Here is a 24,256-nt window from a genome sequence, read left to right on the forward strand (position 1 = left end):
AGCGCTTCAGAGCTCCAGCCGTTCAACGCCACAGAGCCTGTGCGACTACTCCCCGCGCCAGGTTGCCGGCACGATTGTCCAGATCACTTCAGCACCGAGTTCGGCATCCGCTTCCCAGTTGTGAGGTTCGCGGCCGGGGAACGTGAGCGAGTCACCCGCGGCGAGGGGAATCTCGCGGTCTACGAATCGCGCGGTGACCGCGCCCGAGATCACGTGCAGCACCTCGACTTCGCAACTGATTGTGTAGAAGGCGTCACCACCGTTGGCACCGGGCTGCATGTGCGTGCGAATGACTTGAACACGAGATTCATTGCGCGGGGAGATGAGCCGCTCATCCACTCCTTGGCCGCCGAGATTGATGTGCGGGGCATCCGCTAAAGAAATTTTTACCGCTTCGGGCTCAGCGAAAAGTGACCCGATTTCGAGCGACAGAACTTGGCAGAGCTGCACGAGAGTGGCGACGCTGGGCGAGGTCTCGTCGCGCTCTAGGCGGCTCAGAAAACCCTTAGTTAGCCCCGCAGAAGTCGCGATCTGCTCGAGAGTGAAGCCCTGCGCTTTGCGGGCACTGCGGATGCGCGCTCCGATGGCGAGCGCTTCGGCACTGGGTGAGGGCGACAACGGTCTCATGGCTCTACTCCATCACTAATCAGGGTTGACGACGCGCACCTCGGGGTTTACTGTGAGTTCACGTTTACTGCTGATTATCGAAAGTTTACTATGACGAAACCTATTGTTGGCCCGGTCGATGCAAGTATTGTCCCTCGCTTTGCCGGTATCGCCACATTCGCTCGTCTGCCGCGCATCGAAGATGTTGAGCACACCGACATCGCGATCGTCGGAATCCCTTTCGATAGCGGAGTGAGCTACCGCCCCGGCGCCCGCTTCGGCCCGGCCCACGTGCGTGAAGCATCACGCCTGCTGCGCCCGTACAACCCCGCGCAAGACGTGTCGCCCTTCGCCGTTCAGCAAGTGTCGGATGCCGGCGACATTGCCGCGAACCCCTTCAGCATCGACGACGCCATTCTCGAAATCGAGGCGGCCGCCCTCGACCTCGCAACCCGCGCCGACCGCATCCTCACGATCGGCGGCGACCACACCATCGCACTCCCCCTTCTGCGCGCCGTCACCAAGAAGCACGGCCCCGTCGCGGTGCTGCACTTCGACGCTCACCTTGACACGTGGGACACCTACTTCGGGGCGCCCGTCACTCACGGCACTCCCTTCCGCCGCGCATCCGAAGAGGGTCTCATCGACCTGACCGCGAGCATGCACGTCGGCACCCGCGGCCCGCTCTACAGCGCCGAAGACCTCACCGACGATAGCCGCCTCGGCTTCGCGGTCGTCACGAGTGAGAACATCGAAGAAGACGGAGTGGCCGTCGCGATCGAACGCATCCGCGACCGCATCGGCGACAAGCCTCTCTACATCTCAATTGACATCGACGTGCTCGACCCAGCCCACGCGCCCGGCACCGGAACCCCCGAAGCCGGCGGACTCACAAGCCGCGAACTGCTGCGCATTCTTCGCGCCCTCGCCGACAAGAACATTGTGGGCGCCGACGTCGTCGAAGTCGCCCCCGCCTACGACCACGCGCAACTCACGGCTGTGGCCGCGAGCCACGTCGCCTACGAGCTGCTGAGCGCGATGGCTCCCCGCGACACCAAGAACTCGACCGAACAGCCCGAGAGCTAGAGGAGCACACCATGAGCACGACAACACCGCACGAGGACGACGTGCTCAGCGCAGCATCCGCCATCGTCGATGCCTTCGCAGCCACCGACGCCGACCGCTACTTTCGCGGCTTCGCGCCCGAAGCGACCTTCATCTTTCACACCGAACCCGCTCGCCTGAACGACCGCGCCGAATACGAGCGCCTGTGGGCCAGCTGGGTTGAGGGCGGCTGGAAAGTACTCGAGTGCGAATCATCGGATGCCGCAGTGCAGTCGTTCCCCGGCGGCGCGGTGTTCAGCCACAACGTTTTCACTCGCGTCAACACCGGCGATGGCGAAGATGCGTACCGCGAGCGCGAAACCATCGTGTTCCGCCTCGACAACGACCAGCTAGTGGCCGTGCACGAGCACTTGTCGCCCGTGCCCGACGACGCCGCCTCTGCCGCGGAATAGCTCACTGACTACCCGAACACTCACCCCAAACCGCACCCTACTGAGGAGACTGCAGCAATGTCGCTCTATTCCCGTCTAAGCAAACACACCCAAGATCAATCCGATGGCGGCAAGCCCGTCAAGGGCACCTACTCACTGCTGCGTATCGGAATGATCTGGCTCGCAGCCAACCTCGTCGTCACGACGCTACTTACGGGAACTCTCTTCGTTCCTGGCGTCGACTTCGCGACCGCGTTCCTCATGATCGTGCTGGGAACCCTCGGCGGAGCCATCGTGCTCACCGCCATCGGCGCTATCGGAACTCGCACCGGGCTACCGACCATGGCCATCACCCGCGGTGCATTCGGTACTCGCGGAAGCCTGCTGCCAGTCGCCGCCAACGTGATAGTGCTAATGGGCTGGAGCTGGGTGCAGGCGATGCTCGCGGGCGTTACCGTCAACTTCTTGGTTCAGAGCGCCACGGGCTACTCCAACCCCATCTTGTTCTCCGTGCTCTGCCAGAGCATCGTCGTAATTCTCGCGATTCTGGGCCACGAAGGTATCTCCAAGATTGAACCGTGGCTTGCGGTTCTCATTCTCGGCATCATCGCGTGGGTCTTCATCACCGCATTCACCGCATTTGACCTCGGTGATTTTCAGGCCGTTGCCCCGGATGCCAGCCTCGGCTTCACGCCGATTATCGTTCTCGACATCGTGATCGCCACTGCCGTTTCGTGGACAGTGCTATCGGCAGACTTCAATCGTTTTGCTCGCACCACCAAGGCTGGCGTGATTGGCTCGGGCATTGGCTACACCGTCTCGACGGTGACCGCGATGACGCTCGGCCTGACCGCTTTCGTTTACGTCATCCTCAACGGTGACGAGGCAGCAGCCTTCGACCCCACCACGCTCGTCGCGGCCTTCGGCGCTCCCCTCGCGATTGTGATCTTCCTCTCGGTGATGGCCACCAACACAATGGTGGTGTACGGGATGGTGACCTCGGTCGTCAACGCCAAGGTTGGCGGGCGGGCGAAGTTCTTGCCGACCGCGCTCATCCTCGGCGGTATTTCGATCATCGGTTCAACGTGGTTGCAGTTGCTCAACCAGTTCACCGACTTCCTTGTCGTGATCGGCGCCTTCTTCGTGCCGGTGTTCGCGATCATGATCGTGGATTACTACATCGTGAAGCGCGGTGCTTACACCAAGGACATCCTCGAGGCTCGGGGAGGTCGCTACTGGTACAAGGCCGGCGTCAACTGGTTCGCCGTTGCCATCTGGGTCATCGGAGCCACCATGTCGTACTTGTGGGCTTACGTGTGGTTCCTGCCGATCGGCGCCACCATCCCGGCGTTCGTTCTCACCTTCGTGCTCTATCTTGCCGTCATGCTTCCCGAACGAAAGCGCCACGATGCCGTTCGTAGCCAGCACCTCGCTGAGGCTGCGAACTCCGACGCTGCGGAGGCTGACGCCACGGCCAACCCCGTTGCCTAACTGGCACTAAGCCTCACCAGGAATCAGGTACCCCATGCGCGAGCTGAGCCACCCCATCACCAGCGGAATGCAGGTTTACCCCGGTGACCCTGCAGTCTCAGTCACTAGCGCACTCAGCGTGGAGCAGGATGGCGTCGACGTCAGCCTGCTCCACCTGGGATCACACACCGGCACTCACCTCGACGCCCCATCCCACACCGTTGCTGGCGGCCGAACGACCGCCGCGATTAGTCTCAACGAACTTGTCGGCGATGCGCTCGTCGTGCACCTCTCGCGGCAAAGCGCCAACGCCCAGTACGGCCTCGCCGAGATCACGGCCGCGCTCGGCGAGATCCCCGCCGCCGTGCCCGCCATTGTCATGATCGACACAGGGTGGGCTCAGCACTTTGGCTCAGACGAGGCGCTGCGTCACCCCGCGATTGCTCCGGATGCCGCAGCCGAACTGTGGGAGCGTGGCATGCGATTGCTCGCCGTCGACACTCTCAGCCCGGACCCCACCGGTGGGGGGTCTACCGATTTTCCGGTGCACGAGATCGTATTGGGCAACGACGGCCTTATCGTCGAAAACATCACCGGGCTCGAGGGACTGCCCGAGCGCGTGCGCGTTGGTTTCTTCCCCTTGGCGATCGATGCCGACGGTGCCCCGGTGCGCGCGATCGTTCTCGACGACTAGCTCCTGAACTGCCAGGCGCGACTGAATTGTCAGGCGAGGCTGCTTCACTACCCTCATGGATGACGCAGCGCTCGACACTGACGGCTACGATTCGAACTTTCTCGACGTCGCTGTTCCGTTTCCTTCACCCTCTACGGCAATCGATAGTGGCACCCGTGAACTGAGCTACACCCACTTCTCGGTGAGCCTGAATCCCACGCGCGGCCTCGCCGCGGTGACCGGCGTCAATATCGATGGCGCAGCGCTCGTGAACGTCGGCCGCGGCAATGATTGGCATCTTGATCCGCGCATCCCTGAGCACGAACAGACGGGTGAAGCCGTGTACGCCCGCAATGACCTCGACCGTGGGCACTTGGTGCGCCGCCGCGACCCGGTGTGGGGCGATGGGGCAACAGCGGCTCGCGCCAACTACGACACCTTCGCCTTTACGAACGCTGCACCCCAGGCCGCTGCATTCAACCAATCGAAGGAACTGTGGTTGGGGCTCGAGGATCACGTGCTGGAGTACGCTCGAGCGAACCGGAACCGCATAAGCGTGTTCACGGCACCGGTGCTGGGCGACGACGATCCGCTTTATCGCGGCGTCGGCATCCCGCAGCTGTTCTGGAAGATCGCGGCGTGGGTCGCGGCGAGCGACGATGGCACTGGGTCCGTTCTGCGGGCAGCTGGTTTTCTTCTCGACCAGCGACCGCAGCTCGCTGGTGTCGAGCTCGAAGAGGCACGCGCGCTGGCCCGAGCCGCCGACGCTCCCCCGCCGCTGGGGCCCTTCCGCACTTTCCAAGTACCCATCTCTGACGTTGCTGCGGCCACAGCACTCGACTTCGAGGTTCTGATCGGGGCGGATGCTCTTGCTCCCGTTGGGGCTGTTGCAGACGCCTCGCGGCCTGAGGCTAGTTGGGTCGAGCTGCTCGATCACTCGTCGATTCGGCTCTAGCATTGCCGCACTCGGACGTGACCGACCGCGACGATATCGCGTGGCGGAGTATCACCGTGGGCTACGAGGTCCGCGAAGCCCATCAACTTAGCGGAAGATGAGCGGTGCCGGAGATGTGCGCGACCCTCGGCGACACCGGATGCGGCGAGAATCCGAACCGGTCCACATCGTCGATTTCGAAGCCCGCGGTCTCGATCTCGGCGAGTGTGTCGCGGTTGGGGCGGCATCCACCCGCTATCGCGGCCCACGCCGGAGTGAGCAGATCTTCGATCGTCGCGACAACACGATTGCTCGAGCGCACATGCTCATAGAACGCGAGGTGGCCGCCCGGCTTCAGCACGCGCGTGAATTCGGCGAGCGCGGCCCGTTGATCAGGGACCGTGCAGAGCACCAGGCTGCACACGACCCAATCGCAGCTGTTGGTAGCGACGGGGATTTCTTCGGCGGTGCCGTCGCTGACGGTGATCGGAACGCTCGCCTTCAGCGCCGCCGCTTCGGCGAGTGACCGCAGTTCGGCATCCGGTTCGACCGCGTGAACAGACCGCACCGTCGCACCGTAGTGCTGAAATGTGGTGCCGGTTCCGGCGCCGACCTCGACCACGGTGCCGGAGATGGCGCGAAACAGAGCGGCACGATGAGCGTCGCCGCCCCGGGCATCCATCGTCGGCGACAAGGAAACAAAGCCACGGCGAAAGAACTGTTCGCGCCAGCCGCCCTCACGCACAGGTGCGGCCTGTGCGTGAAGGTATCCGGAAAGGGAGCACGTGACTAGATGAACAGCGTCGTCGTGGATTCAGCGGCCTCGCCCAAGAACGTGGCGACACCACCGAGTTCGACACCCTCGATGAGGTCAGATTCGGCAATGCCAAGCAGATCCATCGTCATGGTGCAGCCGATGATGCGAGCGCCACCCGCCATCGCCGATTCCATCAGCTCGGGCAGCGAGTGCACGCCGTTCTTCTTCATCGTCTTCTTGATCATCGCGGTGCCCGCCCCCATCATGTGCATCTGGGAGAGCGTGAGCTTATCGGCACCGGCGGGCATCATGCCGGCGAAGAGCTTGTCCATCGCCTTCCGCTGACGTTTCGGTGGCTTTTGCTGGCGAAGCGCGTTCAGACCCCAGAAGGTGAAGAACATGGAGACGTCTTCGCCCATCGAGACTGCGCCGTTGGCGATGATGAACGCGGCGATCACCTTGTCGAGGTCTCCCGAGAACACCACAAACGACACCTTGGGTTTTGCGGAGGCAGCAACCATCGCGCCCCCACCCACGAGTGCCAGTGCTTCCGGGCCAGCCTTGCGGATGGTGGCGACGTAGCCGGGCCCCTCCGGTTCGATAGCCACCAATTCGTGACCGTTGCGGCGCACCCACGCGGGGGCATCGCTCGCGAAGCCGGGATCGGAGACGTGGACCACAATCTCGTCGCCGACGTTGAGCCCCTTCATCTCAGTGGCGAGCTTCATGATGGGCCCCGGGCAGGCGAGACCCGTGCAGTCGAGGTTTACCGAGACGCCGGTGCCGTTGGCGACGTGCGCTGCTACCTGCGCCGAGTTGAGCGCTTCGGCTGCTTCGGCGTACGACGTTTCTGGTTCGATCGGGCCATCCGCATCCGGCTCGACCTCATGCCACGCACGGAACGTTTCGGAGCCGCCCGACAGCGTGGCGACATCCGTAAATCCCAGCTGCACGAGGATTCGGTACGCGAGGTAACTACGAAAACCGACCGAGCAGTAGAGGCGCAAGCCTCGCGAGCGGTCCCAGTCGCCCGTGTTAGTGCGAAGGGTCGCCAGCGGCACATTCTCCGCGCCGGGCAGATGGAAGATCGAGAACTCTTCGGGCGTGCGCACATCAATAATGCGAGCACCCTCGGTGGCACCGGGGTAATCCTGCGCGTACCAGAGGTTCAGATCGCCGAGCAGTACGTTGCTGGCGACGAAGCCGGCCATGTTGACCGGGTCCTTGGCTGAGCCGAACGGCGGAGCGTAGGCGAGCTCGAGTTCTTCAAGATCCCAGACGCTGAGGCCAGCACGCAGCGCGGTGGCGAATACATCGAGGCGCTTATCGACGCCATCAAAACCAGTGACTTGAGCGCCGAGCACCTTTCCCGAGTCGGGCGTGAAGAGCAGCTTGATATGCATCATCGCGGTGCCGGGATAGTAACCAGCATGGCCAGAGGGATGCACGTGCACGGCGCGATGGGTGACGCCCGCCGCCAGCAACTGACGTTCCGTCGCGCCGGTGCCACCCGCGACCATCTCGAACACCTTCACGATCGAGGTGCCCTGTGTGGACTTGTACTCGGTGTCGCGCCCGCAGATGTTTTCCGCAGCAACGCGCGCTTGACGATTGGCGGGACCAGCCAGAGGAGCCAGACCCGACCCGGGAAGCACCGTATCGGAAGTCTCCACCGAATCTCCCGCCGCCCAGATGTGGGGATCCGACGTGCGCATGTGGGTGTCGACCGCCAACCCGCCATGCTCGCCCAAGTCGAGACCGGCATCCCGGGCAAGGCCCACACTCGGGCGGACTCCGACCGAGAGGATGACGACATCCGCTTCGAGAGTCGTCGAGTTCGTGAGCTCCACCGTCACCCCGCCGCCGGTGCGCGGCGCGAAGGCGGCAGCCCCCGTCAGTAAATGAAGAGTGATGCCGCGGCTGCGCAAGTGGTGCTCAACGGGAACGGACATTTCGTGATCGAGTGGCGGCAAGATTTGATCGCTCAGTTCGACGACGTCTACAAGGGCACCACGGTGCTTGAGGTTCTCGGCCATTTCTAGGCCGATGTACCCGGCACCAATGACGACACAGCGCACTGGCCCGCGAGCGCCACTTGCCGCAGCTTCCAGCGCGCTATCGAGCTCGGCCTTGATGGCATCCATGTCGCCGATGCGACGCAAGACGTGCACTTCGGGCAGGTCGACGCCCTGCAGCGGCGGGCGGATGGCTTCGGCGCCGGTGCACAGGGCAAGGTTGTCGTAGCTTTCGACGTATTCACGCCCCGTGTCGACCTCGCGCACGGCAACAGTCTTCGCCTGGCGGTCGATCGAAACGACTTCATGGGCGATCCGCACTTCGATATTGAGGGACTCGCGCAGGCTCTCGGGAGTCTGCAGGAGGAGCCGGTCTCGCTCGGTGATCACCTCACCGATGTGGTACGGCAAACCGCAGTTGGCAAAGGAGACGTGATGGCCGCGCTCCAGCACGATAATCTCGGCACTTTCATCGAGCCTGCGCGCTCGGGCTGCGACCGATGCGCCTCCTGCCACTCCTCCAACAACGACCAACTTCATGGGATGCCATGCCTTCTGCGGCGACCTCTGAGCTGTGCTTTTCACAGTCCATCACTGCACCGCTATATAGCTCACGCTACTCCTGTCGCGGGCGCTCTGCGGGAGTGTTGTGGCCTGTCGCGATGCCCTGCTGAGAGCGGATACTGCTCGATTGAGGGCGGCTGGGCTGCGGCATCCAGAGACCAGTTTGCTAGTCTGCAACTCTGCCATTCGGGCAGTGCTGCAGTTTCCCTGTGGCATCCGAGAGGGGTCGAATGTATTCACCGATCGTGTTCGACTACTGGTTGCCGACGTACGAACGCGAGCCCGCTTTCGACGCCCTGTACGTGGTGCGCGTCGCCGAATCGCTGCCCACCAACACTGCCGTCACGCTGCTCGATGTAGCAGTGGGGCCGAGCATCGTGAGCCTCGTGACGTCATTCGCTGAGCGTCTCGATTTCACCGATGGGCAACGGATCACTAGCGATCAGCTCCGCTCCGAATTGGATGCTGCCGGCGTAGCCCTCAACGGAGCCGATCGGCTCTACTACCTTCCGCGGCACGCGCAAGAGACGCTGCGCGCCGAGGTCACGCCCGACTCCACTCGTCCTCTGACAGAAGCGGACGCTGCCGCCTTCGAGCAGTTCACCGCAGCGATTCCCGAAAACGAACTCGACGAAGCGTTCGTGGAACTCGATCACTGGCTCGTCTACGGAACCTTTGCGGATGATCGGCTCGTGGCCGCCTCGAGCATGTATCCGTGGCGCGGCTCGCAGCTGGCCGACCTCGGCATCATCACGCTGCCCGAGTATCGCGGCCAGGGGTTCGCGACTCGCACCGTTCGCGCTATCAGTGCGCGCGCTCTCGCCGACGGCTACGAGCCACAGTATCGCTGCCAGCCCGGCAACGACGGGTCGTCGGCCGTCGCTCTCGCGGCAGGCTTCACCCTGTTCGGCGAGTGGGATGTCGTGCCGCTCAACGACTGAGCCCTAGCGGCCGGAGATATCCGCGATGGCGTCGGCGAGATCGGGATGCTCGAACGCGAAGCCCGCCGCGGTGAGAGTGCTGGGCACAACCCAACGGCTCTTGAGGATGAGTTCAGGCTCGGTTCTGAGCACCCACATCGCGGGCTCGAGCATCCAACGCCACGCGGGCAAGCCGAACGGGGCACCTACCGCTTTACGCAGGATGCCCATGAGCGTGCGGTTGTCGGAGGGGTGCGGGCTCGCGAGGTTGACCGGGCCTGTAATCGCGTCAGCGTCGCGGATGAAGCGGATCGCGCTGACCACATCGTCGAGGTGAATCCAGCTGAATTTTTGGCGCCCGCCGGTCTTATGACCTTCGGCGCGACCACTGCCTGTCGGCGTCGGGCCGATGCCGCGGTACCGGTTGTGGCTGAACCACCAGCCGTCGATTTGGGGGCCGCCGAGGCCGACGCGCGCAAGCCGCAGCAAGAGGTTGGTGGCGGGGCCATCACCGAGCACGATCGCCATGCGGAGGGCAACGCGGCGCGTGTGCGGCAGGTCGCCTTCGAAGAATTCGTTCTCCCAGTTGCGGGCAACATCCACCGAAAATCCTTTGCCCAGTTCGCCGTTGTCGTCGCTATTGGGGCGGTCGGTTGAGTGGCGGTAGATCGTTGCGGTGGAGGCGTTCATCCAGATCGCCGGTGGGGCGGATGCCGCGGCAATCGCCACACGCAAGGCCCGAGTTGTTTCCACTCGCGAGCGCAGAATTTCGGTGCGGTTCGCGACGGTGTAACGGCAGTTGACGGATTTGCCAGCGAGGTTCACGACGATCGCTGAGCCGTCGATGAGCTGGGCAATCGCAGCGGGATCATCCCACGTGACAGCAGCTCTGCGGCCGATGAACCGCACGTCGTAACCGTCGTCTCGGAAGGCTTCGGCAATCGCTGGCCCGACGAAGCCGCCGGCCCCGGCGATAACCGCGATTGGCTGCGCTGCCTGAGGTTCTGTCGCTGGCTGTGCCGCTGGTTGTGCCGCGCCCGGTTCCGCTGCCGCTTGCTCTGCTGCCATGACGCCCCCATCAGCCTGAAAATTTCTCAGTCCAGCCTATCTAGTTTGCGTGCCGCACTCCCGCAGCTAAGACTGCACTGGCACCGCAGCCCGCACGAGCCCGCGCGCCAAGTCGATGCTCGCCGAGAGGGTGTCGAGCGAGAGCTGTTGCGTGACGAGAGCGCCCTCGTGCAGCACCAAGAGTTGAGTGGCAAGAGTGTCGGGAGCCGAGCATCCGGCCGCCGTGGCGAGCTCGCGGAACAGGTCGATCAGCCACTGCTTTTCTTGCGTGGCGACGACGTGAGCGGGATGAGTCGGGTCGGGCAGTTCGGCGAGGGCATTGATGAAGGCGCAGCCGCGCGGGTTGTTCTGGTTCCAGGTGCGCTGGGCTTCGAGAGGGGCGAGCACTGCCTCGATCGGTGACGAGGCGGCGGCAATCGTTTCGCGAACCAGCAATTGCCAGCGCTGCTCACGCTCGTCGAGGTACGCGACCACAAGCTGATCTTTCGAGCCGAACTGGTTGTAGAGGGTGCGTTTGGTCACGCCCGAGTGCTCGGCGATGAGATCGACACCGACCGCCGTAATGCCGCGGCTATAGAAGAGGTCGCCTGCGGCATCCAGAATGCGGTGCCCTGCGGCCGTCATCGGTTTTGTCTCCGACATTCGACACTCCTTTACCGATCGGTGTACTGTGGGCTTAGTTCACCGATCAGTATACCCACGAGGAGACCCCCATGGACGTTCCCACCACCATGCGCGCCGTACAGCTCACCCAGCACGGAGGGCCCGAGGTTCTGCGCGTGACCGAGGTGGCAACTCCCACTCCGGGGGCTAACGAAGTTCTCGTGAAAGTGAGCGCCGCGGCCCTCAACAACACCGATCTCTGGACTCGCGAAGGCGAGTATGGCCTGCCGGGCCCGCGCGCTGGCTGGCGTGGACCGCTCGAATTCCCTCGCATCCAGGGAGGGGATGTTTCCGGGCACGTCGTCGCGGTGGGCGAAGACGTCGACGCGAGCATCCTTGGTTCTCGGGTGGTCATCGACCCCGCCGTCTATGACGTTGACGAACCCGACGCGAACATCACGGGGCTCATGGGCAGCGAACGCGACGGCGGGTACGCCGAGTACGTGATCGCGCCCGCCGACCGCATCCACGATGTGACCAAGTCACCCCTCAGCGACGACCAGCTCGCCGCTCTGCCCATCTCCTACGGAACCGCGGTCGGCATGATCGAGCGCGGCCGGTTGCAGTCGGGCGAAACGGTGTTGGTTTCCGGAGCATCCGGTGGCGTCGGCGTTGCGCTCGTGCAGTTGGCGCGTGCTCGCGGTGCGCGTGTGATCGCGATCAGCAGCGGTTCCAAGATTCAGGCGGTTCGGGATGCCGGCGCCGACGTCGTTGTCGACCGCGCGACCGACGTGGCCGAGCAGGTGCGCGCCGCCGCCCCCAACGGCGTCGATGTGGTTCTCGATGTTGTTGCCGGAGACCTCGTTCACGACGGACTCCCCCTGTTGCGCAAGGCCGGCCGCTGGGTCGTTGCCGGAGCCCTTGGCGGGCACACGATCGGCTTCGACGTGCGCGACCTCTACCTGCACAACCTGCAACTCATCGGCTCCACGATGCACACCCCCGAGCACTTCGAGCTGCTCATGGACATGGCGCGACAGGGCGAGATCGAGCCCCTCGTCGCGGCGACGTTCCCGCTCGAGCAGGCCGCCGAAGCCCAAGAAGAGCTCGCTCGCCGGGCGCACGTCGGCAAAATTGTGTTGCGCCCTTAGCCTCACGCAGCGCGACCGACGGCCTTATTGCCGTCACGGTGCTCGACGGCAATAAAGCCGTCAGCGGCCACCGTGCTCGCCCTGCTGCGGTCGCGTTGCTCCCCACAGGCCGCCACCTCATTTAGGCTGAACCCAGCGGTCTGAGCGACCGGATGCAGGCAAGAGGATTCCGCCCATGACGACCATCCCTGAGTACGTTCCCACCATCGTTTTGTCGAAAGCCTCGGCAGGTGGCGATCACGAGAAGCCCGAGCTCACGGCGCTCATTCATGGGCTCGAAGCATCCATGAAATCGGCGATCGAAGCCACCGGTGCCCGCGTGATTAGCGTCGAGGGTTTCACCGAAGCTGACGTCGATGCTGCGCTTAGCCAAGCGGACGGTGTCGTGCTGCTCGGCGGTGGCGATGTTGATCCCGACGAGTACGGGGCAACGGAGCGGCATCCGAAGCTCTACAACATCGATCGCACGACCGACCGCGTCGACATTGAACTCGTGAATCAGGCCACCGAACGTCGTCTGCCCGTGCTCGCGATCTGCCGCGGGATGCACATCGTGAACGTCGCGCGCGGGGGCACGCTCATCCAGCACCTTGAGCCGAGCGCTGTCGTTCACAGCGGCGGCGGAGTCGACGCGATGGTCAACCACGACGTGACGCTCGAGCCCGCCTCGCAACTCTCCGAGCTCTATGGCGACGGCACGATGACCATTCGTTCCGGTCATCACCAAGCGGTGGATGTCGTGGGCGCCGGTCTCACCGCTACCGGTCGCGCGGCGGACGGCGTGGTCGAAGCGGTGGAAAGCACCGACCCCACCTCTCCCCTGATCGCCGTGCAGTGGCATCCCGAAGACGACAAGGCGAGCGAACGCGACCGCGAGCTGCTCTTCGGCTGGCTCACCACGCAGGCGCGAGAGTTTCACGCACGCCAGAGCGAAGTCGCGGTTTAGCGCTCAGTTGTCGACGCCCGGGGCGCGTCCCCACGCAAAGATGAAGCATCCTTGCGATTGGATGCTCGAGGTGCGAACCTGAGAGCATGCGGAAACCAGCTCTCACCCTTCTTGCCGCTGGCACCGCGCTTACTCTCGCGGGCTGCACCGCCCCCGTGAACCCTGAGTTCGCGCCCAGCAGTGCGACACCGGCCGAATTTCCGGCGTGGGTGAGCGAGGACTTCGCCGACGGATACTCCGACCTCACGCTTGTCAGCGAGGGGATCGAAGAAGCCGATGATGATCTCATCTATTCCGGTCGTGACCGTGAAGACAAGGTGTGCGTGATCGTGGCGACTCCGCCCAGTGGAGGCGGAGATGGCGACGACTGGTTTATCTCAGCGGGATGCGCGCCGACAGACCGCTTCGCAGAGAATGGCGCGATGGTTTCGTACAGCGGCGGTGGCCGCAGCGGCGGAGCTCACTTGCTCCCACCTGGCTTCGACGAACCTCTCGAAGCCGGCTGGGTGCGCGTGAGTCCACAGCTAGCGATTCGCTACTAGCGAACCGCCATTGCGGCGCGAACGCCCTCGTTGACGATTTCGCCGTTGGCGACGTTGAGTCCGCGAGCAAGTGCAGGCGAGGCGGCAGCGGCTGCGTCCCAACCGTGGTTCGCGATGGCGACAACGAACGGCAGCGTGGCATTGCTGAGCGCGCGGGTCGAGGTGCGAGGAACAGCGCCAGGCATGTTGGCAACGCAGTAGTAGAGCGAGTTGTGCACGGTGAAGGTTGGGTCGTCGTAGGTTGTGGCGTGGGTGCCTTCGAAGCATCCGCCCTGGTCGACCGCAATGTCGACGAGCACCGAACCGGGCTTCATCGACGCGACCATTTCGTCGGTGACGAGCTTGGGTGCTGCAGCGCCGGGGATCAGCACCGAACCGATCACCAAGTCGGCCTCGAGCAGTTGCTCGGCAATTTCGTAGCGCGTCGAAACGCGGGTCTGAACTTCGCCGTTGAACCGCACTTCGAGCGCGCGCAGACGCGGGAGCGAGATGTCGATGATCGTGACGTCAGCACCCAAGCCGAGAGCGTTCGCTGCGGCGTGCTCACCGGCAACACCGCCGCCGATGACAACAACCTTGGCCTTGGGGGTTCCGGCAACTCCACCGAGCAGCTGGCCGCTGCCACCCTCGGCCTTGAGCAGCGCGTGCGCGCCAGCGACGATGGAGAGTCGACCAGCGACCTCACTCATCGGGGCGAGAAGAGGAAGCGAACGGTCATCGCCCTGAACAGTCTCGTAGGCGATCGCGGTGGTTCCCGAAGCAACGAGGGCTTCAGTCAGCGCGCGGTCGGCAGCGAGGTGCAAGTAGGTGAAAAGAACGAGGTCTTTGCGAAAGTAGCCGTACTCCGAAGCGATCGGCTCTTTGACCTTCACAACGAGGTCAGCGGATGCCCATACCTCGGCTGCGTCAGCAACAATCTGTGCGCCTGCTGCCGCGTACAGTTCATCGGTGAAACCACTACCGATGCCGGCGCCAGCCTGAATGGTGACGGCGTGCCCGCCAGCCACCAAGGTGTCCACACCCGCCGGGGTTATCGCAACACGATTTTCGTTGTTCTTGATTTCAGCAGGTACAGAAATGCGCATCGACTTACCTTTCGCAGCGGAGTGGAGTTGCTCAACCCTGTCAGAAATTCTGTCTTTTGTGGAAAAGTCAGAATTTTGATCGGAAATTAGTTTGCTGGACCCTAAATCCGTGCCAAAATTGCGCTGAATCCGCTTTCCAACCGAAGGATCTTCGCATGGCTGACGAGCTCGACCCGATCGACACCAAGATCCTCACGCTTCTCTCGCGGGACGCCCGAATGAGCAACGCGGCGATCGCGAGCACCGTCGGCATTGCGGCATCCACCGCTCACACTCGAATCAAGTCGCTTTTCGACCGCGGCCTCATCACGGGGTATCACGCCGCGCTCAACCAAGAAAAGCTCGGGCGCGGGCTGCAAGCAATCATCGGAGTCTCGCTGCGCCCAGGTGCCCGCCAAGAAAGCATCCAAGCTTTTACGGAAGAAATCCGTCGGCTGCCCGAAGTAATTCAGATGTTCTTCGTGGGTGGCGGTGACGACTTTCTCGTGCACATTGCCGTCGAAAACTCGTCAAAGGTTCGGCTATTCGTGGTCGATCACTTGTCGGCCCGCCACAGCGTTGCCTCCACCAACACAAGCATGATCTTTGAGTACCATCGCAACGCGGTCGCTACCGACTTTGCCTAGAACAGCCTTGCCCTCCAGAGCACGCCCTCATAGGCTCGCTAAATGGCAGATAATCTCAATTTCACGGGGCACATCATTAACCCCGAGTGGATGCCGAGCTGGTCGGTGATCGAAGTACCCGGCTCGAAGAATTTCTTCGGAACCGGAAAATCGGTCAAGGCAAACGCCACGGTCGACGGTATTGCCGTGACTTCGGCACTCATGCCATCCGGTCAGGGCGATCATTTCATCTCCCTGAGCGCGGCACTACGCAAGAAACTGAAGAAAGACGTCGGCGACGAAGTGCAGGTTCACGTCGAGCTGTAGCGAGCTTTCCTTCTCCCCTTCATTCCTAACGGAGCAACGCTGTGACATCGATTCCTGAAGCACCCCGCCAACAGACCCCACCCCCGACCGCCGCCAACACCGCCGGCCTGGTATCTCTGTTCGCTGGCGTTGCGACGATCCTCGCTGGCGCCGTCTTCTATCTGGTGCAGACGAACCTCAGCCTCAATTCGGGCTACGAAGCGTTGACTTCGCTGCAACTGATCAGCAATGTCGTTCTCGTGACCCTCTCCCTGATCGGCCTCGGTTTCGGAATCGCTGGCGCAGTGCAGCGCCACAAACCACAGCTCGCCGCCGGGGTCGGCTTGGGAATTTCCGTTTTAGCTCTCGTTCAAGTGGTCGGCTCAACTGTGGTGTTTGCTGCAGCCGCGATGTTCCTCTAATCCCCCTGCTCGCCACCCCACGCGGCGAGCGCCGTCACGACGCTCTCCACGAGAGCACTGAAGCTGCGTTCGCGGTCGACGGGCAACTCGAAGGCTCCGCCCGTTTCGAGCGACACAAAGCCGTGCAGTGCTGAGCGGAGAAAACGAGTGGCATCAACAGCGTCGTCATCGCGCAGGCTGTAGCCCGCCAACACCGCGAAGATGACGGTGACACTGGCGTCCGAAACCGCCACGTCGTCCAGATCATCGGTGACCGGCGCACGCACCGTCAATGGATATTGCCCCGGATGCCGCAGCGCCCAGTCACGGTAAGCGACCGCGATGCCGCGGATGGCATCGTCGCGCGAGCGCCCCACTGCGGCCTGTTCCATTGCCGCAGTGAGCTCTGCCTTGGCGGCGAGCATGATTCCGCGCCGCAGCCCGGGCACTCCATCGACATGCTTATAAAGGGACGGGATTTTCACGCCGAAGCTGGTGGCGACCGCAGCCAGATTGAGGCTTTCGGAGCCGTGTTCGTCGAGAAGCTGGGCGGCACGCTCGATGACGGCGGCAGAGCTGAGTCCGACCCTAGGCACGGTGTCCTTCCGGGTCGAACCCCGAAGCACTGAGGAACTCGAGAATGGCAGCGGCCGTTTGCTCAGGTTGTTGCGACTGCGGGTAGTGGCCGGCATCCTCGATCATCAGGGTCGTGCCGCTGAGCGCGGAGCTGATCCAGCCCGCCTCCGCGTGCGGGTCGGGAAAGTCGGGATCGTTGGTGCCCATAACCACCAGCGTAGGGGCCGCGATAGATGCCAAGCTCTCCCCCGCCTTCCCGTGATCGGTGCGCGTGGTCTCGCTGAACGCGCGCGCATAACCGGGCCGGTGGAGCGCCGCGATCACCATATCCCGATACTCGGCAAAGTCGACGGGCTTTGCTCCCGCGTAAAGCTTGGGCAGGTAGCCCCTCCACACCGCAGCAGCCCAGGGACGCGCCATGAGGATGCGCATCACGAGCTTCAGGAGCGAGTTCGCGGATGCCGGCTCCCGCACGAATGGCCCCACCAGCACGAGACCGGCTACGAGTTCGGGCTCTTCGGCCGCGGCAATCACCGCAGCGCCAGCACCCATCGAATTGCCCACGACGACGGCCGGGGCATCCAGCTGCCGCAGCAGTGCTGCGATGTCGGATGCCGTTGCCTCATCACCATAGGAGTCGAAGCCCACGCTGCTATCGCCATGGCCACGGAGGTCGGTGGTGACGACCCGATAGCCGGCCGCCGCGAGCGTCGGAGCCAGAAAGCGGTAGGTGGAGCGCAGGTCGCCCATGCCAGGGACAAGGAGGAGAAGGGGGCCGCTGCCGCGCTCGTCGAAAGCGATCGTGCCGCCCGGCACCGAGAGGTACTGGGTGGCTGCATCGGTTGAGTGTCGGTTCGTCATCTGGCTAATGTAGTTAGCCAGATGGCTAGTGTCAATAGCCAACTTCAGCGCGAGTTCTCACCTGAGTTGCCAGAGTCACGCCCGAGTGACCGCCGCTAGTCGCGTCGTAAGTGATAGGTCAGTGCCTGCCGCACACACTCACGCAACTCCTCGACCGGAATTTTGTCGCCGACGTTGAATAGCACCGCGCGCTCCCCCTCGTAATCAAACGTGTCGCCGAACTGCGCGCGAAAATCGTTCACCAGATTCGTGCTGCAGATGAAGAACATTGCGTAGTCGTGCGCTGATTTCGCGTTCGTCGGCGCAATGCGAATCGTGCTGCCGCTGCGCGTCTGGCTCGTGAGGTAGGCCGGCTCGCCCCACTTGAGCGTTTGGGTGATCGCACCAACACCCTCGGTCTCGGAGGCCGTGCTGAGGATCAGCTCGCGAAGCGTGAGCAGTTCGGTGCGTATCTCCTCCGGGTAGTCGGCGAAGGTCGCGGCAACCTCGGGCGGCATCATGGCGTCTCCTGACGGCGCACCATCTCCGCAATCCACAGAGGCGCGTAGGGCGACGTGCATCCCGGCGAGGTCGGGTAGTCCTTCAGCACCTCGAGTCGTTCGCCGATTTCGAGTGCCCGCTCCCGAAGATCCGCGTGCTCGATACCGATATAGGCGAGCGTGTTGTTCATCTCCCACTGCAGCCGATCCGGGGCATCCTTCATCTCGGTCTCGACCACATCAAGCAAGCCGGGCAAGTTGAGCCCGTCAGCGTTCTTGCGCACCCGCTCGGCCGTCAGCGCCCAACCGGCACTGCGCACGCCGGCATCCGGGTCAGCCGTCCACGCCACACGCAACTCTTCGGCGTGCGGGCTCTTCTTGACGACATAGTTGATCAACCAGTCGCGCACCTTCGATGCTCGCGCCTGGCGCACCATGGCATCCAGTTCATCGCGAGTGAATTCCTTGGGCTTGCAGATCAGCAGGGCCACGAGTTGTGCGGGAGTCTCATCCGTCGCCCACAATTCCACGGCGAGTGGATGCTGCGTCTTGAGCCGCTTGGCGATGGCCCGCAACTTGCTCAGGTTCACCCCGTGGTCATCGCCGTGCCGTTCGTTCACGACGCGAACCTTCGGGTCCTCGAGCGAAGCCAACTCGGCCAATACTTCTTCTGCTGCAGCGCTCATCACCCCTCCGACGCTACTCCCCCATAGTGCTGCGGGCGAGTGATTATGTCTCCCAAAAATGTATCCACTCAGTTAGTTGCTTAAGGTAAACAATTTAGTTACCCTCGCTAAGTACTTAAAGGAGATGAGACTTGCTAGACAAAACGGATGCCACGGCTATCCTCAGCGGAATGGTGACGATTAGCCGCACCTTCCGCAAGGCCGCCCAGCGCAGCCGCGAGCGCAGTCTCGCTGGCACCAAATACGGCTTTCTGCGCCATCTGCTCGAGGGCGATGCGCGCCTCGGCGAACTCGCCCACCAGCTCGTTGTCTCCGCTCCGGTTGCTTCGCGCGCTGTCGAAGCGCTCGAAGCAGAAGCGCTCGTCGAACGCCGCACCGACCCTCTCGACGCCCGCGCGATCCTCATCTCCATCACCGAGCAGGGACGCGCAGCACTCGCCGAGGGCGACAGCCGCATCATCCGCAAGTTTGCTGCAGCTCTTGACGACTGGACCCCCGAAGAAGCCGACCGCGCCGTCGCCCTGCTCGCGGTCCTGAACGAGCGACTGGCTGAGGTTCTTCAGCCCTCCGAGACTCCGGCCGACGCCGAATCGGGCACCGCGCCCACCAAGGCGCCTGCCGCTACTCCCCTCACTGACACCCGCACCACTCACGACGAAGACGAGATCACTGAATGACCGCTCCCGCACGCGCCACGACACCATCCCCCGATGATTCCGGCGCCCCCGCGACCTACACTCACCGCGAGATTCTGCAGGTGATGACCGGCCTTCTCGCCGCGCTCTTCACCGCCATGATTTCCACCACGATCGTCTCGACCGCGCTACCGACGATCATTGCCGAGCTCGACGGAACCCAGCGTCAGTACACCTGGGTCATCACCTCGAGCCTGCTGGCGATGACCATCACCACGCCCATCTGGGGCAAGCTCTCTGACCTGTACGACAAGAAGCTGCTGACCCAGCTCTCGATCATCTTCTTCCTCGTCGGTTCGATCGCCGCCGGCTTTGCGGGTTCGATCGGCGTTCTCATGGTCGCCCGCGCCCTTCAAGGAATCGCGATGGGTGGCCTCACGGCCCTTGTGCAATCGATCATGGGCTCGATCATCGCTCCGCGTGAGCGCGGCCGCTACGCCGGCTACATGGGTGCCGTTATGGCGGTGGCCACCGTCTCCGGCCCGCTGCTGGGTGGCATCATCACCGATTCGCTCGGATGGCGTTGGTGCTTCTTCGTCAGCCTGCCGCTGGCCGTGATCGCCCTGATCGTTCTCCAGCTGAAGCTGCACCTGCCTAGGAACGCTCGCGCCAAGACGCGCCTCGACTACCTCGGCGCCGTTCTCGTTTCCATCACCGCAGCCCTGCCGATGCTCTGGGTCACCTTCGCCGGCAACGACTACGACTGGATCTCGTGGCAATCAGGGGTCTTCCTCGCCGCCTTCCTGGTCGTCGGCTTCTTCGCAGTCGTAGTTGAACTGCGCGCGCCCATCCCCATGATTCCGCTGCGCCTGCTCGGCAACTCGACCACCATCTGGATGATCGTCGCCAGCATCGGCATCGGTGTCGGCATGTTCGGCTCCGGCATCTTCCTCACCCAGTACTTCCAACTCGGTACGGGAGCGAGCCCCACGCAGGCTGGCCTGATGACCATCCCAATGATCATTTCGCAGCTGCTCTCCGCCACCATCGGTGGTCTCATCGTCAGCCGCATCGGTCGCTGGAAGCCCGTCATGATGGTCGGCAGCGTCTTGCTGCTCGCCGGCCTCACGGGCCTCGGCACCGTGACCCACGACACCGCGTACTGGACCGTGGCGGTTTACATGGTGCTCATGGGCGTCGGCATCGGTGGCCTCGTGCAGAACGTCGTGCTCGCCGTACAGAACACTGTCGATGTGAAAGATGTCGGCTCTGTCTCCGCAGCGGTTGCCTTCTTCCGCTCGCTCGGCGGCGCCATTGGCGTGACAATCCTCGGAGCCGTCTTGACCAACCACGTCAGCAGCAATATCGTCGATGAGCTTGCCGATATCAACGTTGACCCGAGCGCGCTCTCGAACGGCTCGGGCGAAACCAGTCTCGACATCACGGGCCTGCCCGACGTCATTCAGACCGCGTTCCACCACGCCTATGCGGATGCTTTTGGGTCCGTCTTCATGATCGCCGCCTTCGTGACAGCAACGTCGGTTATCGCGATCGCGGTAGCGCGCGGCTCGATGCTGCGCACCACGATTGGGATGTCGCCCACCGCAGAAGCCGAAGCGACCGGCGAGACTTCGACCGCGTCTGCAACGCAGCCTGCGACCTCGGCGGAGAATGCGGCCGACGAAACCGAACCCCACGACTGGACCGACTCGACCAACGGCCCAGCGAAGGGCTAGGCGCTAAGCGAGCTCGCGGATGGCAGCGACGAACTCGTCGATGTCGGCCGCCTGGTGCGCGAACGACACCACGATGCGCACGACACCGGCCTCCCAGCGATTGGCGTAGAAACCAAAACCGCGCTCATGGAGAGCATCGGTCAATTCATCAGAGAAGATCGCAAAGATGATGTTGCTGCCGGGCTCGCTCGTGACGGTCACGCCCGCGACATCCGCGATTCCGGCACGCAACCGTGCAGCCATAGCGTTGGCCTGACGTGCGTTGTCGAACCAGAGATCATCGGTTAGGTAGGCATCGAGCTGGGCGGCTTGAAAACGCATCTTCGAGGTCAGCTGCCCACCGCGCTTGTGACGAAACGACAACTCGGTGGCCAACGTCGGATCAAAGCAGACAATCGCATCCGCCGTCAGCGCGCCATTCTTGGTCGCACCGAACGAGAGCATGTCGACGCCCAATTTCCAGGTCATCTCGGCCGGGCTCACATCGAGGGCAACGAGAGCGTTCGCAAAGCGGGCACCGTCCATGTGGATGCGCAGGCCGGCCTCGCGCGCGATGCTCGTCAGAACGCGCAACTCATCAATCGTGTAAACACTGCCCGTCTCGGTGACCTGAGTGATGCTGAGCACGGAGGCCTGAACACTGTGCACGTCGCCCACCCCCACCTTCACTGCCGCACGCAGTTCATCGGGGTCGATCTTGGAGTGCTCGCCGCCGAGCAACACGATCTTTGAACCGTCGGTAAAGAACTCAGGAGCGCCAGCCTCATCGTTCTGGATGTGGCTGTCGCGGTGAGCAAGAATGCTGCCCCACGGGCGCGTGAGAGCCGCCAGCCCGATACCGTTCGCCGCGGAGCCCGTGCCCACCACGAAAACGTCGAGCTCGCACTCGAACGCGGCCGCCATCTTGGCTCGCATCTGAGCCGTGAGCGCATCGTTTCCGTAGGGGGCCGCAGGGCCAGCGGATGCCGCGACAACGGCATCCAGAATCTGCGGTGAAGCACCAGCAGCATTGTCACTCAAGTAGCCACGCAGAATGGAGTCGATCGGGGTCATGGCAGCTTTCTGAAACGAGAAATAGGGAATGCCAATCGGATGCGCCTCGGGCCCTAGGCCTCGAGCGCTACTAGACCGAATCGCCACCGCAGAAAGCGATCCAGTCGAGTGTTCGGCAACGATCAGCACTGCTCCGACCCACTCTTAGTCGATGATAACTCCCGGCGAGCGGCGCCGGATAGACGTCAGGGCGCCTCACCACCTTCGTGCAGGTTTTTTGCGCCTCACGCAACGACACGACGCCCTTTCTAGGGCTATGGTTCACCGCCTGTGCCGGGGTACCCTTAAAACATGAGCATTCTTGCAGCAGTCAGCAACGGCGGGCCCGATGCATCGGCAGCGATCGCCGTCATCGTCATGATGGTCTTTTGGGTGGCGTACATCGGATTCTTCGTAGTCCTCGGTCTCGTCTCGCTCGCCGCCTCAGTGCTCGCTCTCATTTCCCTGTATCGCAACCGCGACAAGCTGCGAGCGATTGAACTTGCCGTGTGGGTCGGCATTTCGTTGGTCGTCACCATCGTTGGCCCTCTCTGCTGGTTCATCATTGGTCGCCGAAAGATGCTCGACGACGTGCGCGCACACGAGCAGCCAACGCCCGCCTGAGCAGCGAATGTTACGAACAGTGAAAATGCTCTAATGAAGGCTCGACAGATCACCTCGTGAGGGGTTGAATCTAAGAAGAGCACAACCGCACCGCCGTGGAATCTATCCCCGCAGTGTCTGAGGTCTTCAATAGTGTGAACTCGAAGGAGTAGAAAACTATGACGATTGCCGCGCCCCGGCCGACCGAAGGTTCAGCAGACCGTGCACGCCCCACCGTCGCTTGGACGATCATCCAAGCAGGCCTCTGGGTGGGCAACGCCGCCGGCGAATTCGCCGGCATGATCGAGCGCAGCGCCGCCGGTGAGTTTTTCATTACCGACCACCGCGCTCGCCCGCTTGGAACGTGCGCCACTCTTGACGAGGCCAAAGCCCGCCACCAGCGGCAGTTTCAACTAAGCCAGCCCACCATCAAGCCCAAGATTTAGGGCTCGCCCTGTCATGGTCGTCACCGGCCATGGCATCCGCAGATCGGCCACTAGAATCGCCGCATGAGCAGATTCAATGACGCGTCCTTGGCGGGCGCTCCGGCGCTGAATCTGCCGACCAACTCTGTCATCGGAGCCCGCTAGTGGGCGCCGGGCACGACCACGGAGCGGGCACCAACAACCGCACGCGACTGCTAATCGCCTTCATCATCACGGTGGGCGTCGTCATCGCCCAGGCCATCGGCGCCATCGTCACCGGCAGCCTTGCGCTACTCGTCGACACCGCGCACATGCTCACCGACTCTGCGGGCCTCTTCATGGCGCTGATCGCAGCCGGCCTCATGCAGCGCCCCGCCACGAACACGCATTCGTGGGGCCTCAAGCGCACCGAAGTTCTCAGCGCCATGGCGCAGTCGAGCCTTTTGTTCGCCGTCGGTATCTATGCCCTCATCGAAGGTGCGCGTCGTCTCTTCGATCCTCCCGAGATTCAAGCCAGCAGCCTCGTGATCTTCGGAATCATCGGCTTACTCGCCAACCTTGCTGCCATGATCGTGCTCACGAGCGGGCGCAACTCGAACCTCAACATGAAGGCTGCGTTTCTCGAAGTCGTCAACGATGCGCTGGGCTCCGTCGGTGTGATCCTCAGCGCCATCGTGATCGCGCTCTTCGGCTGGTACCAGGCGGATGCCGTGGTCGGCATCCTGATCGCCCTTCTGATCGTGCCCCGCACCATCATCCTGCTTAAGGCCAGCCTGGGCGTGCTCTTGGAGTCCACGCCGCAGGGCATCGACCCTGAAGCAGTGCGCGCCCACATCATGGAAATGGATCACGTCACCGACGTGCATGATCTGCACATCACGCGCATCTCATCCGATCTGCCGGTGCTCACCGCGCACGTCATCGTCGATGACTCGTGCTTTCGTGACGGTCACGCCGCCGAGATGCTGCCCGCGCTACAAAAGTGCGTTGCCGAACACTTTGAGCTCAGCATCGAGCACTCCACCTTCCAGATTGAGCCTGAAAGCAATATCGGCGAAGAGCACGTTCACCACCACTGAGC

General features: G+C 63.1%; 28 protein-coding genes. 17 read left to right on the forward strand and 11 right to left on the reverse strand.

The window, feature by feature from the left end; all coding sequences use genetic code 11:
- Positions 1-45: 45 nt before the first annotated feature.
- A complete protein-coding gene (locus ACWTV3_RS11745; RefSeq protein ID WP_100389457.1) occupies positions 46-627 on the reverse strand; it encodes a helix-turn-helix domain-containing protein in 582 nt (193 codons plus the stop codon).
- A gap of 90 nt (positions 628-717) precedes the next feature.
- Here ACWTV3_RS11745 and speB point away from each other — a divergent pair, with 90 nt between their 5' ends.
- Genes speB through ACWTV3_RS11770 form a run of 5 tightly spaced genes read left to right on the forward strand, consistent with a single transcriptional unit; the run spans position 718 to position 5,200 of the window.
- Entirely contained in the window at positions 718-1,692 is a 975-nt protein-coding gene (speB, locus tag ACWTV3_RS11750; protein WP_498478377.1) for an agmatinase, read from the forward strand.
- A gap of 11 nt (positions 1,693-1,703) precedes the next feature.
- Positions 1,704-2,123: a YybH family protein gene (locus ACWTV3_RS11755; RefSeq protein WP_498478378.1), complete on the forward strand. Its 420-nt coding sequence runs from the start codon at positions 1,704-1,706 to the stop codon at positions 2,121-2,123.
- 57 nt (positions 2,124-2,180) lie between these two features.
- The gene (locus tag ACWTV3_RS11760) at positions 2,181-3,593 is read left to right on the forward strand and encodes a purine-cytosine permease family protein (RefSeq protein ID WP_498478379.1); all 1,413 of its coding nucleotides are present in this window, start codon (positions 2,181-2,183) and stop codon (positions 3,591-3,593) included.
- Between the two features lie 34 nt (positions 3,594-3,627).
- Positions 3,628-4,266 carry a cyclase family protein gene (locus ACWTV3_RS11765; protein WP_498478380.1) on the forward strand — a complete coding sequence of 213 codons (639 nt, stop codon included), beginning with the start codon at positions 3,628-3,630 and terminating at the stop codon, positions 4,264-4,266.
- A 55-nt stretch (positions 4,267-4,321) separates the two neighbouring features.
- Positions 4,322-5,200 (forward strand): DNA/RNA non-specific endonuclease, encoded by an 879-nt coding sequence (locus tag ACWTV3_RS11770; protein ID WP_498478381.1) that lies wholly within the window; start codon positions 4,322-4,324, stop codon positions 5,198-5,200.
- Positions 5,201-5,282: 82 nt separating this feature from the next.
- On the opposite strand, the gene ACWTV3_RS11775 is transcribed toward ACWTV3_RS11770, so the two are convergent.
- Positions 5,283-5,924, reverse strand: a complete 642-nt coding sequence (locus ACWTV3_RS11775; RefSeq protein ID WP_498478382.1) for a class I SAM-dependent methyltransferase — start codon at positions 5,922-5,924, stop codon at positions 5,283-5,285.
- A gap of 44 nt (positions 5,925-5,968) precedes the next feature.
- Positions 5,969-8,491, reverse strand: a complete 2,523-nt coding sequence (locus ACWTV3_RS11780; protein ID WP_498478383.1) for an FAD-dependent oxidoreductase — start codon at positions 8,489-8,491, stop codon at positions 5,969-5,971.
- Positions 8,492-8,745: 254 nt separating this feature from the next.
- Between ACWTV3_RS11780 and ACWTV3_RS11785 the strand changes: the two genes are divergently transcribed.
- A complete protein-coding gene (locus tag ACWTV3_RS11785) occupies positions 8,746-9,456 on the forward strand; it encodes a GNAT family N-acetyltransferase (protein WP_498478384.1) in 711 nt (236 codons plus the stop codon).
- Positions 9,457-9,459: 3 nt separating this feature from the next.
- Here the strand turns inward: ACWTV3_RS11785 and ACWTV3_RS11790 are convergent, their stop codons facing one another.
- Both ACWTV3_RS11790 and ACWTV3_RS11795 read right to left on the reverse strand, forming a co-directional pair.
- Complete coding sequence (locus ACWTV3_RS11790) at positions 9,460-10,503, reverse strand: epimerase (RefSeq protein WP_498478385.1); 1,044 nt, start codon at positions 10,501-10,503, stop codon at positions 9,460-9,462.
- 66 nt (positions 10,504-10,569) lie between these two features.
- Positions 10,570-11,145, reverse strand: a complete 576-nt coding sequence (locus ACWTV3_RS11795) for a TetR/AcrR family transcriptional regulator (protein ID WP_498478386.1) — start codon at positions 11,143-11,145, stop codon at positions 10,570-10,572.
- A gap of 71 nt (positions 11,146-11,216) precedes the next feature.
- Between ACWTV3_RS11795 and ACWTV3_RS11800 the strand changes: the two genes are divergently transcribed.
- The 3 genes from ACWTV3_RS11800 to ACWTV3_RS11810 all read left to right on the forward strand — a co-directional run bounded on the left by ACWTV3_RS11800 (position 11,217) and on the right by ACWTV3_RS11810 (position 13,745).
- On the forward strand, positions 11,217-12,257 hold the full coding sequence (locus tag ACWTV3_RS11800; RefSeq protein WP_498478387.1) for a zinc-binding dehydrogenase: 1,041 nt from the start codon (positions 11,217-11,219) through the stop codon (positions 12,255-12,257).
- Positions 12,258-12,432: 175 nt separating this feature from the next.
- Entirely contained in the window at positions 12,433-13,203 is a 771-nt protein-coding gene (locus ACWTV3_RS11805) for a gamma-glutamyl-gamma-aminobutyrate hydrolase family protein (protein ID WP_498478388.1), read from the forward strand.
- Positions 13,204-13,289: 86 nt separating this feature from the next.
- Entirely contained in the window at positions 13,290-13,745 is a 456-nt protein-coding gene (locus ACWTV3_RS11810) for a hypothetical protein (protein ID WP_498478389.1), read from the forward strand.
- On the opposite strand, the gene ald is transcribed toward ACWTV3_RS11810, so the two are convergent.
- Entirely contained in the window at positions 13,742-14,830 is a 1,089-nt protein-coding gene (gene ald, locus ACWTV3_RS11815) for an alanine dehydrogenase (RefSeq protein WP_498478390.1), read from the reverse strand. The two genes, ACWTV3_RS11810 and ald, sit on opposite strands and share 4 nt — an antisense overlap.
- A 155-nt stretch (positions 14,831-14,985) precedes the next feature.
- On the opposite strand from ald, the gene ACWTV3_RS11820 reads away from it, so the two are divergent.
- The 3 genes from ACWTV3_RS11820 to ACWTV3_RS11830 are packed head-to-tail and all read left to right on the forward strand — an operon-like array spanning position 14,986 to position 16,163.
- Complete coding sequence (locus ACWTV3_RS11820) at positions 14,986-15,456, forward strand: Lrp/AsnC family transcriptional regulator (RefSeq protein WP_498478391.1); 471 nt, start codon at positions 14,986-14,988, stop codon at positions 15,454-15,456.
- A gap of 42 nt (positions 15,457-15,498) precedes the next feature.
- Positions 15,499-15,762, forward strand: a complete 264-nt coding sequence (locus ACWTV3_RS11825; RefSeq protein WP_498478392.1) for a DUF1905 domain-containing protein — start codon at positions 15,499-15,501, stop codon at positions 15,760-15,762.
- A gap of 41 nt (positions 15,763-15,803) precedes the next feature.
- Positions 15,804-16,163: a hypothetical protein gene (locus ACWTV3_RS11830; RefSeq protein WP_498478393.1), complete on the forward strand. Its 360-nt coding sequence runs from the start codon at positions 15,804-15,806 to the stop codon at positions 16,161-16,163.
- On the opposite strand, the gene ACWTV3_RS11835 is transcribed toward ACWTV3_RS11830, so the two are convergent.
- The 4 genes from ACWTV3_RS11835 to ACWTV3_RS11850 form a co-directional block, all read right to left on the reverse strand.
- A complete protein-coding gene (locus ACWTV3_RS11835) occupies positions 16,160-16,738 on the reverse strand; it encodes a TetR/AcrR family transcriptional regulator (RefSeq protein ID WP_498478394.1) in 579 nt (192 codons plus the stop codon). The genes ACWTV3_RS11830 and ACWTV3_RS11835 overlap by 4 nt on opposite strands.
- On the reverse strand, positions 16,731-17,579 hold the full coding sequence (locus tag ACWTV3_RS11840) for an alpha/beta fold hydrolase (RefSeq protein WP_498478396.1): 849 nt from the start codon (positions 17,577-17,579) through the stop codon (positions 16,731-16,733). The genes ACWTV3_RS11835 and ACWTV3_RS11840 overlap by 8 nt, the downstream gene beginning before the upstream one ends.
- 95 nt (positions 17,580-17,674) lie before the next feature.
- Positions 17,675-18,076, reverse strand: coding sequence for a DUF1801 domain-containing protein (locus ACWTV3_RS11845; protein WP_498478397.1), 402 nt, complete (start codon positions 18,074-18,076; stop codon positions 17,675-17,677).
- Positions 18,076-18,744: a DNA alkylation repair protein gene (locus ACWTV3_RS11850; protein ID WP_498478398.1), complete on the reverse strand. Its 669-nt coding sequence runs from the start codon at positions 18,742-18,744 to the stop codon at positions 18,076-18,078. Before ACWTV3_RS11850 ends, ACWTV3_RS11845 begins: the two co-directional genes overlap by 1 nt.
- Before the next feature lie 131 nt (positions 18,745-18,875).
- Between ACWTV3_RS11850 and ACWTV3_RS11855 the strand changes: the two genes are divergently transcribed.
- On the forward strand, positions 18,876-19,421 hold the full coding sequence (locus ACWTV3_RS11855; protein WP_498478399.1) for a MarR family winged helix-turn-helix transcriptional regulator: 546 nt from the start codon (positions 18,876-18,878) through the stop codon (positions 19,419-19,421).
- Positions 19,418-21,115, forward strand: a complete 1,698-nt coding sequence (locus tag ACWTV3_RS11860) for an MDR family MFS transporter (protein ID WP_498478400.1) — start codon at positions 19,418-19,420, stop codon at positions 21,113-21,115. The genes ACWTV3_RS11855 and ACWTV3_RS11860 overlap by 4 nt, the downstream gene beginning before the upstream one ends.
- Positions 21,116-21,118: 3 nt before the next feature.
- Here the strand turns inward: ACWTV3_RS11860 and ACWTV3_RS11865 are convergent, their stop codons facing one another.
- Positions 21,119-22,168 (reverse strand): threonine aldolase family protein, encoded by a 1,050-nt coding sequence (locus tag ACWTV3_RS11865; RefSeq protein ID WP_498478401.1) that lies wholly within the window; start codon positions 22,166-22,168, stop codon positions 21,119-21,121.
- A gap of 291 nt (positions 22,169-22,459) precedes the next feature.
- Between ACWTV3_RS11865 and ACWTV3_RS11870 the strand changes: the two genes are divergently transcribed.
- From ACWTV3_RS11870 to ACWTV3_RS11880, 3 genes are all read left to right on the forward strand, one after another.
- Complete coding sequence (locus ACWTV3_RS11870) at positions 22,460-22,771, forward strand: PLDc N-terminal domain-containing protein (protein WP_498478402.1); 312 nt, start codon at positions 22,460-22,462, stop codon at positions 22,769-22,771.
- A 158-nt stretch (positions 22,772-22,929) separates the two neighbouring features.
- Positions 22,930-23,196, forward strand: a complete 267-nt coding sequence (locus ACWTV3_RS11875) for a hypothetical protein (RefSeq protein ID WP_498478403.1) — start codon at positions 22,930-22,932, stop codon at positions 23,194-23,196.
- A gap of 143 nt (positions 23,197-23,339) precedes the next feature.
- Complete coding sequence (locus ACWTV3_RS11880) at positions 23,340-24,254, forward strand: cation diffusion facilitator family transporter (RefSeq protein WP_498478404.1); 915 nt, start codon at positions 23,340-23,342, stop codon at positions 24,252-24,254.
- Positions 24,255-24,256: the final 2 nt, after the last annotated feature.

Source organism: Salinibacterium sp. AL4.1 (assembly GCF_059767305.1).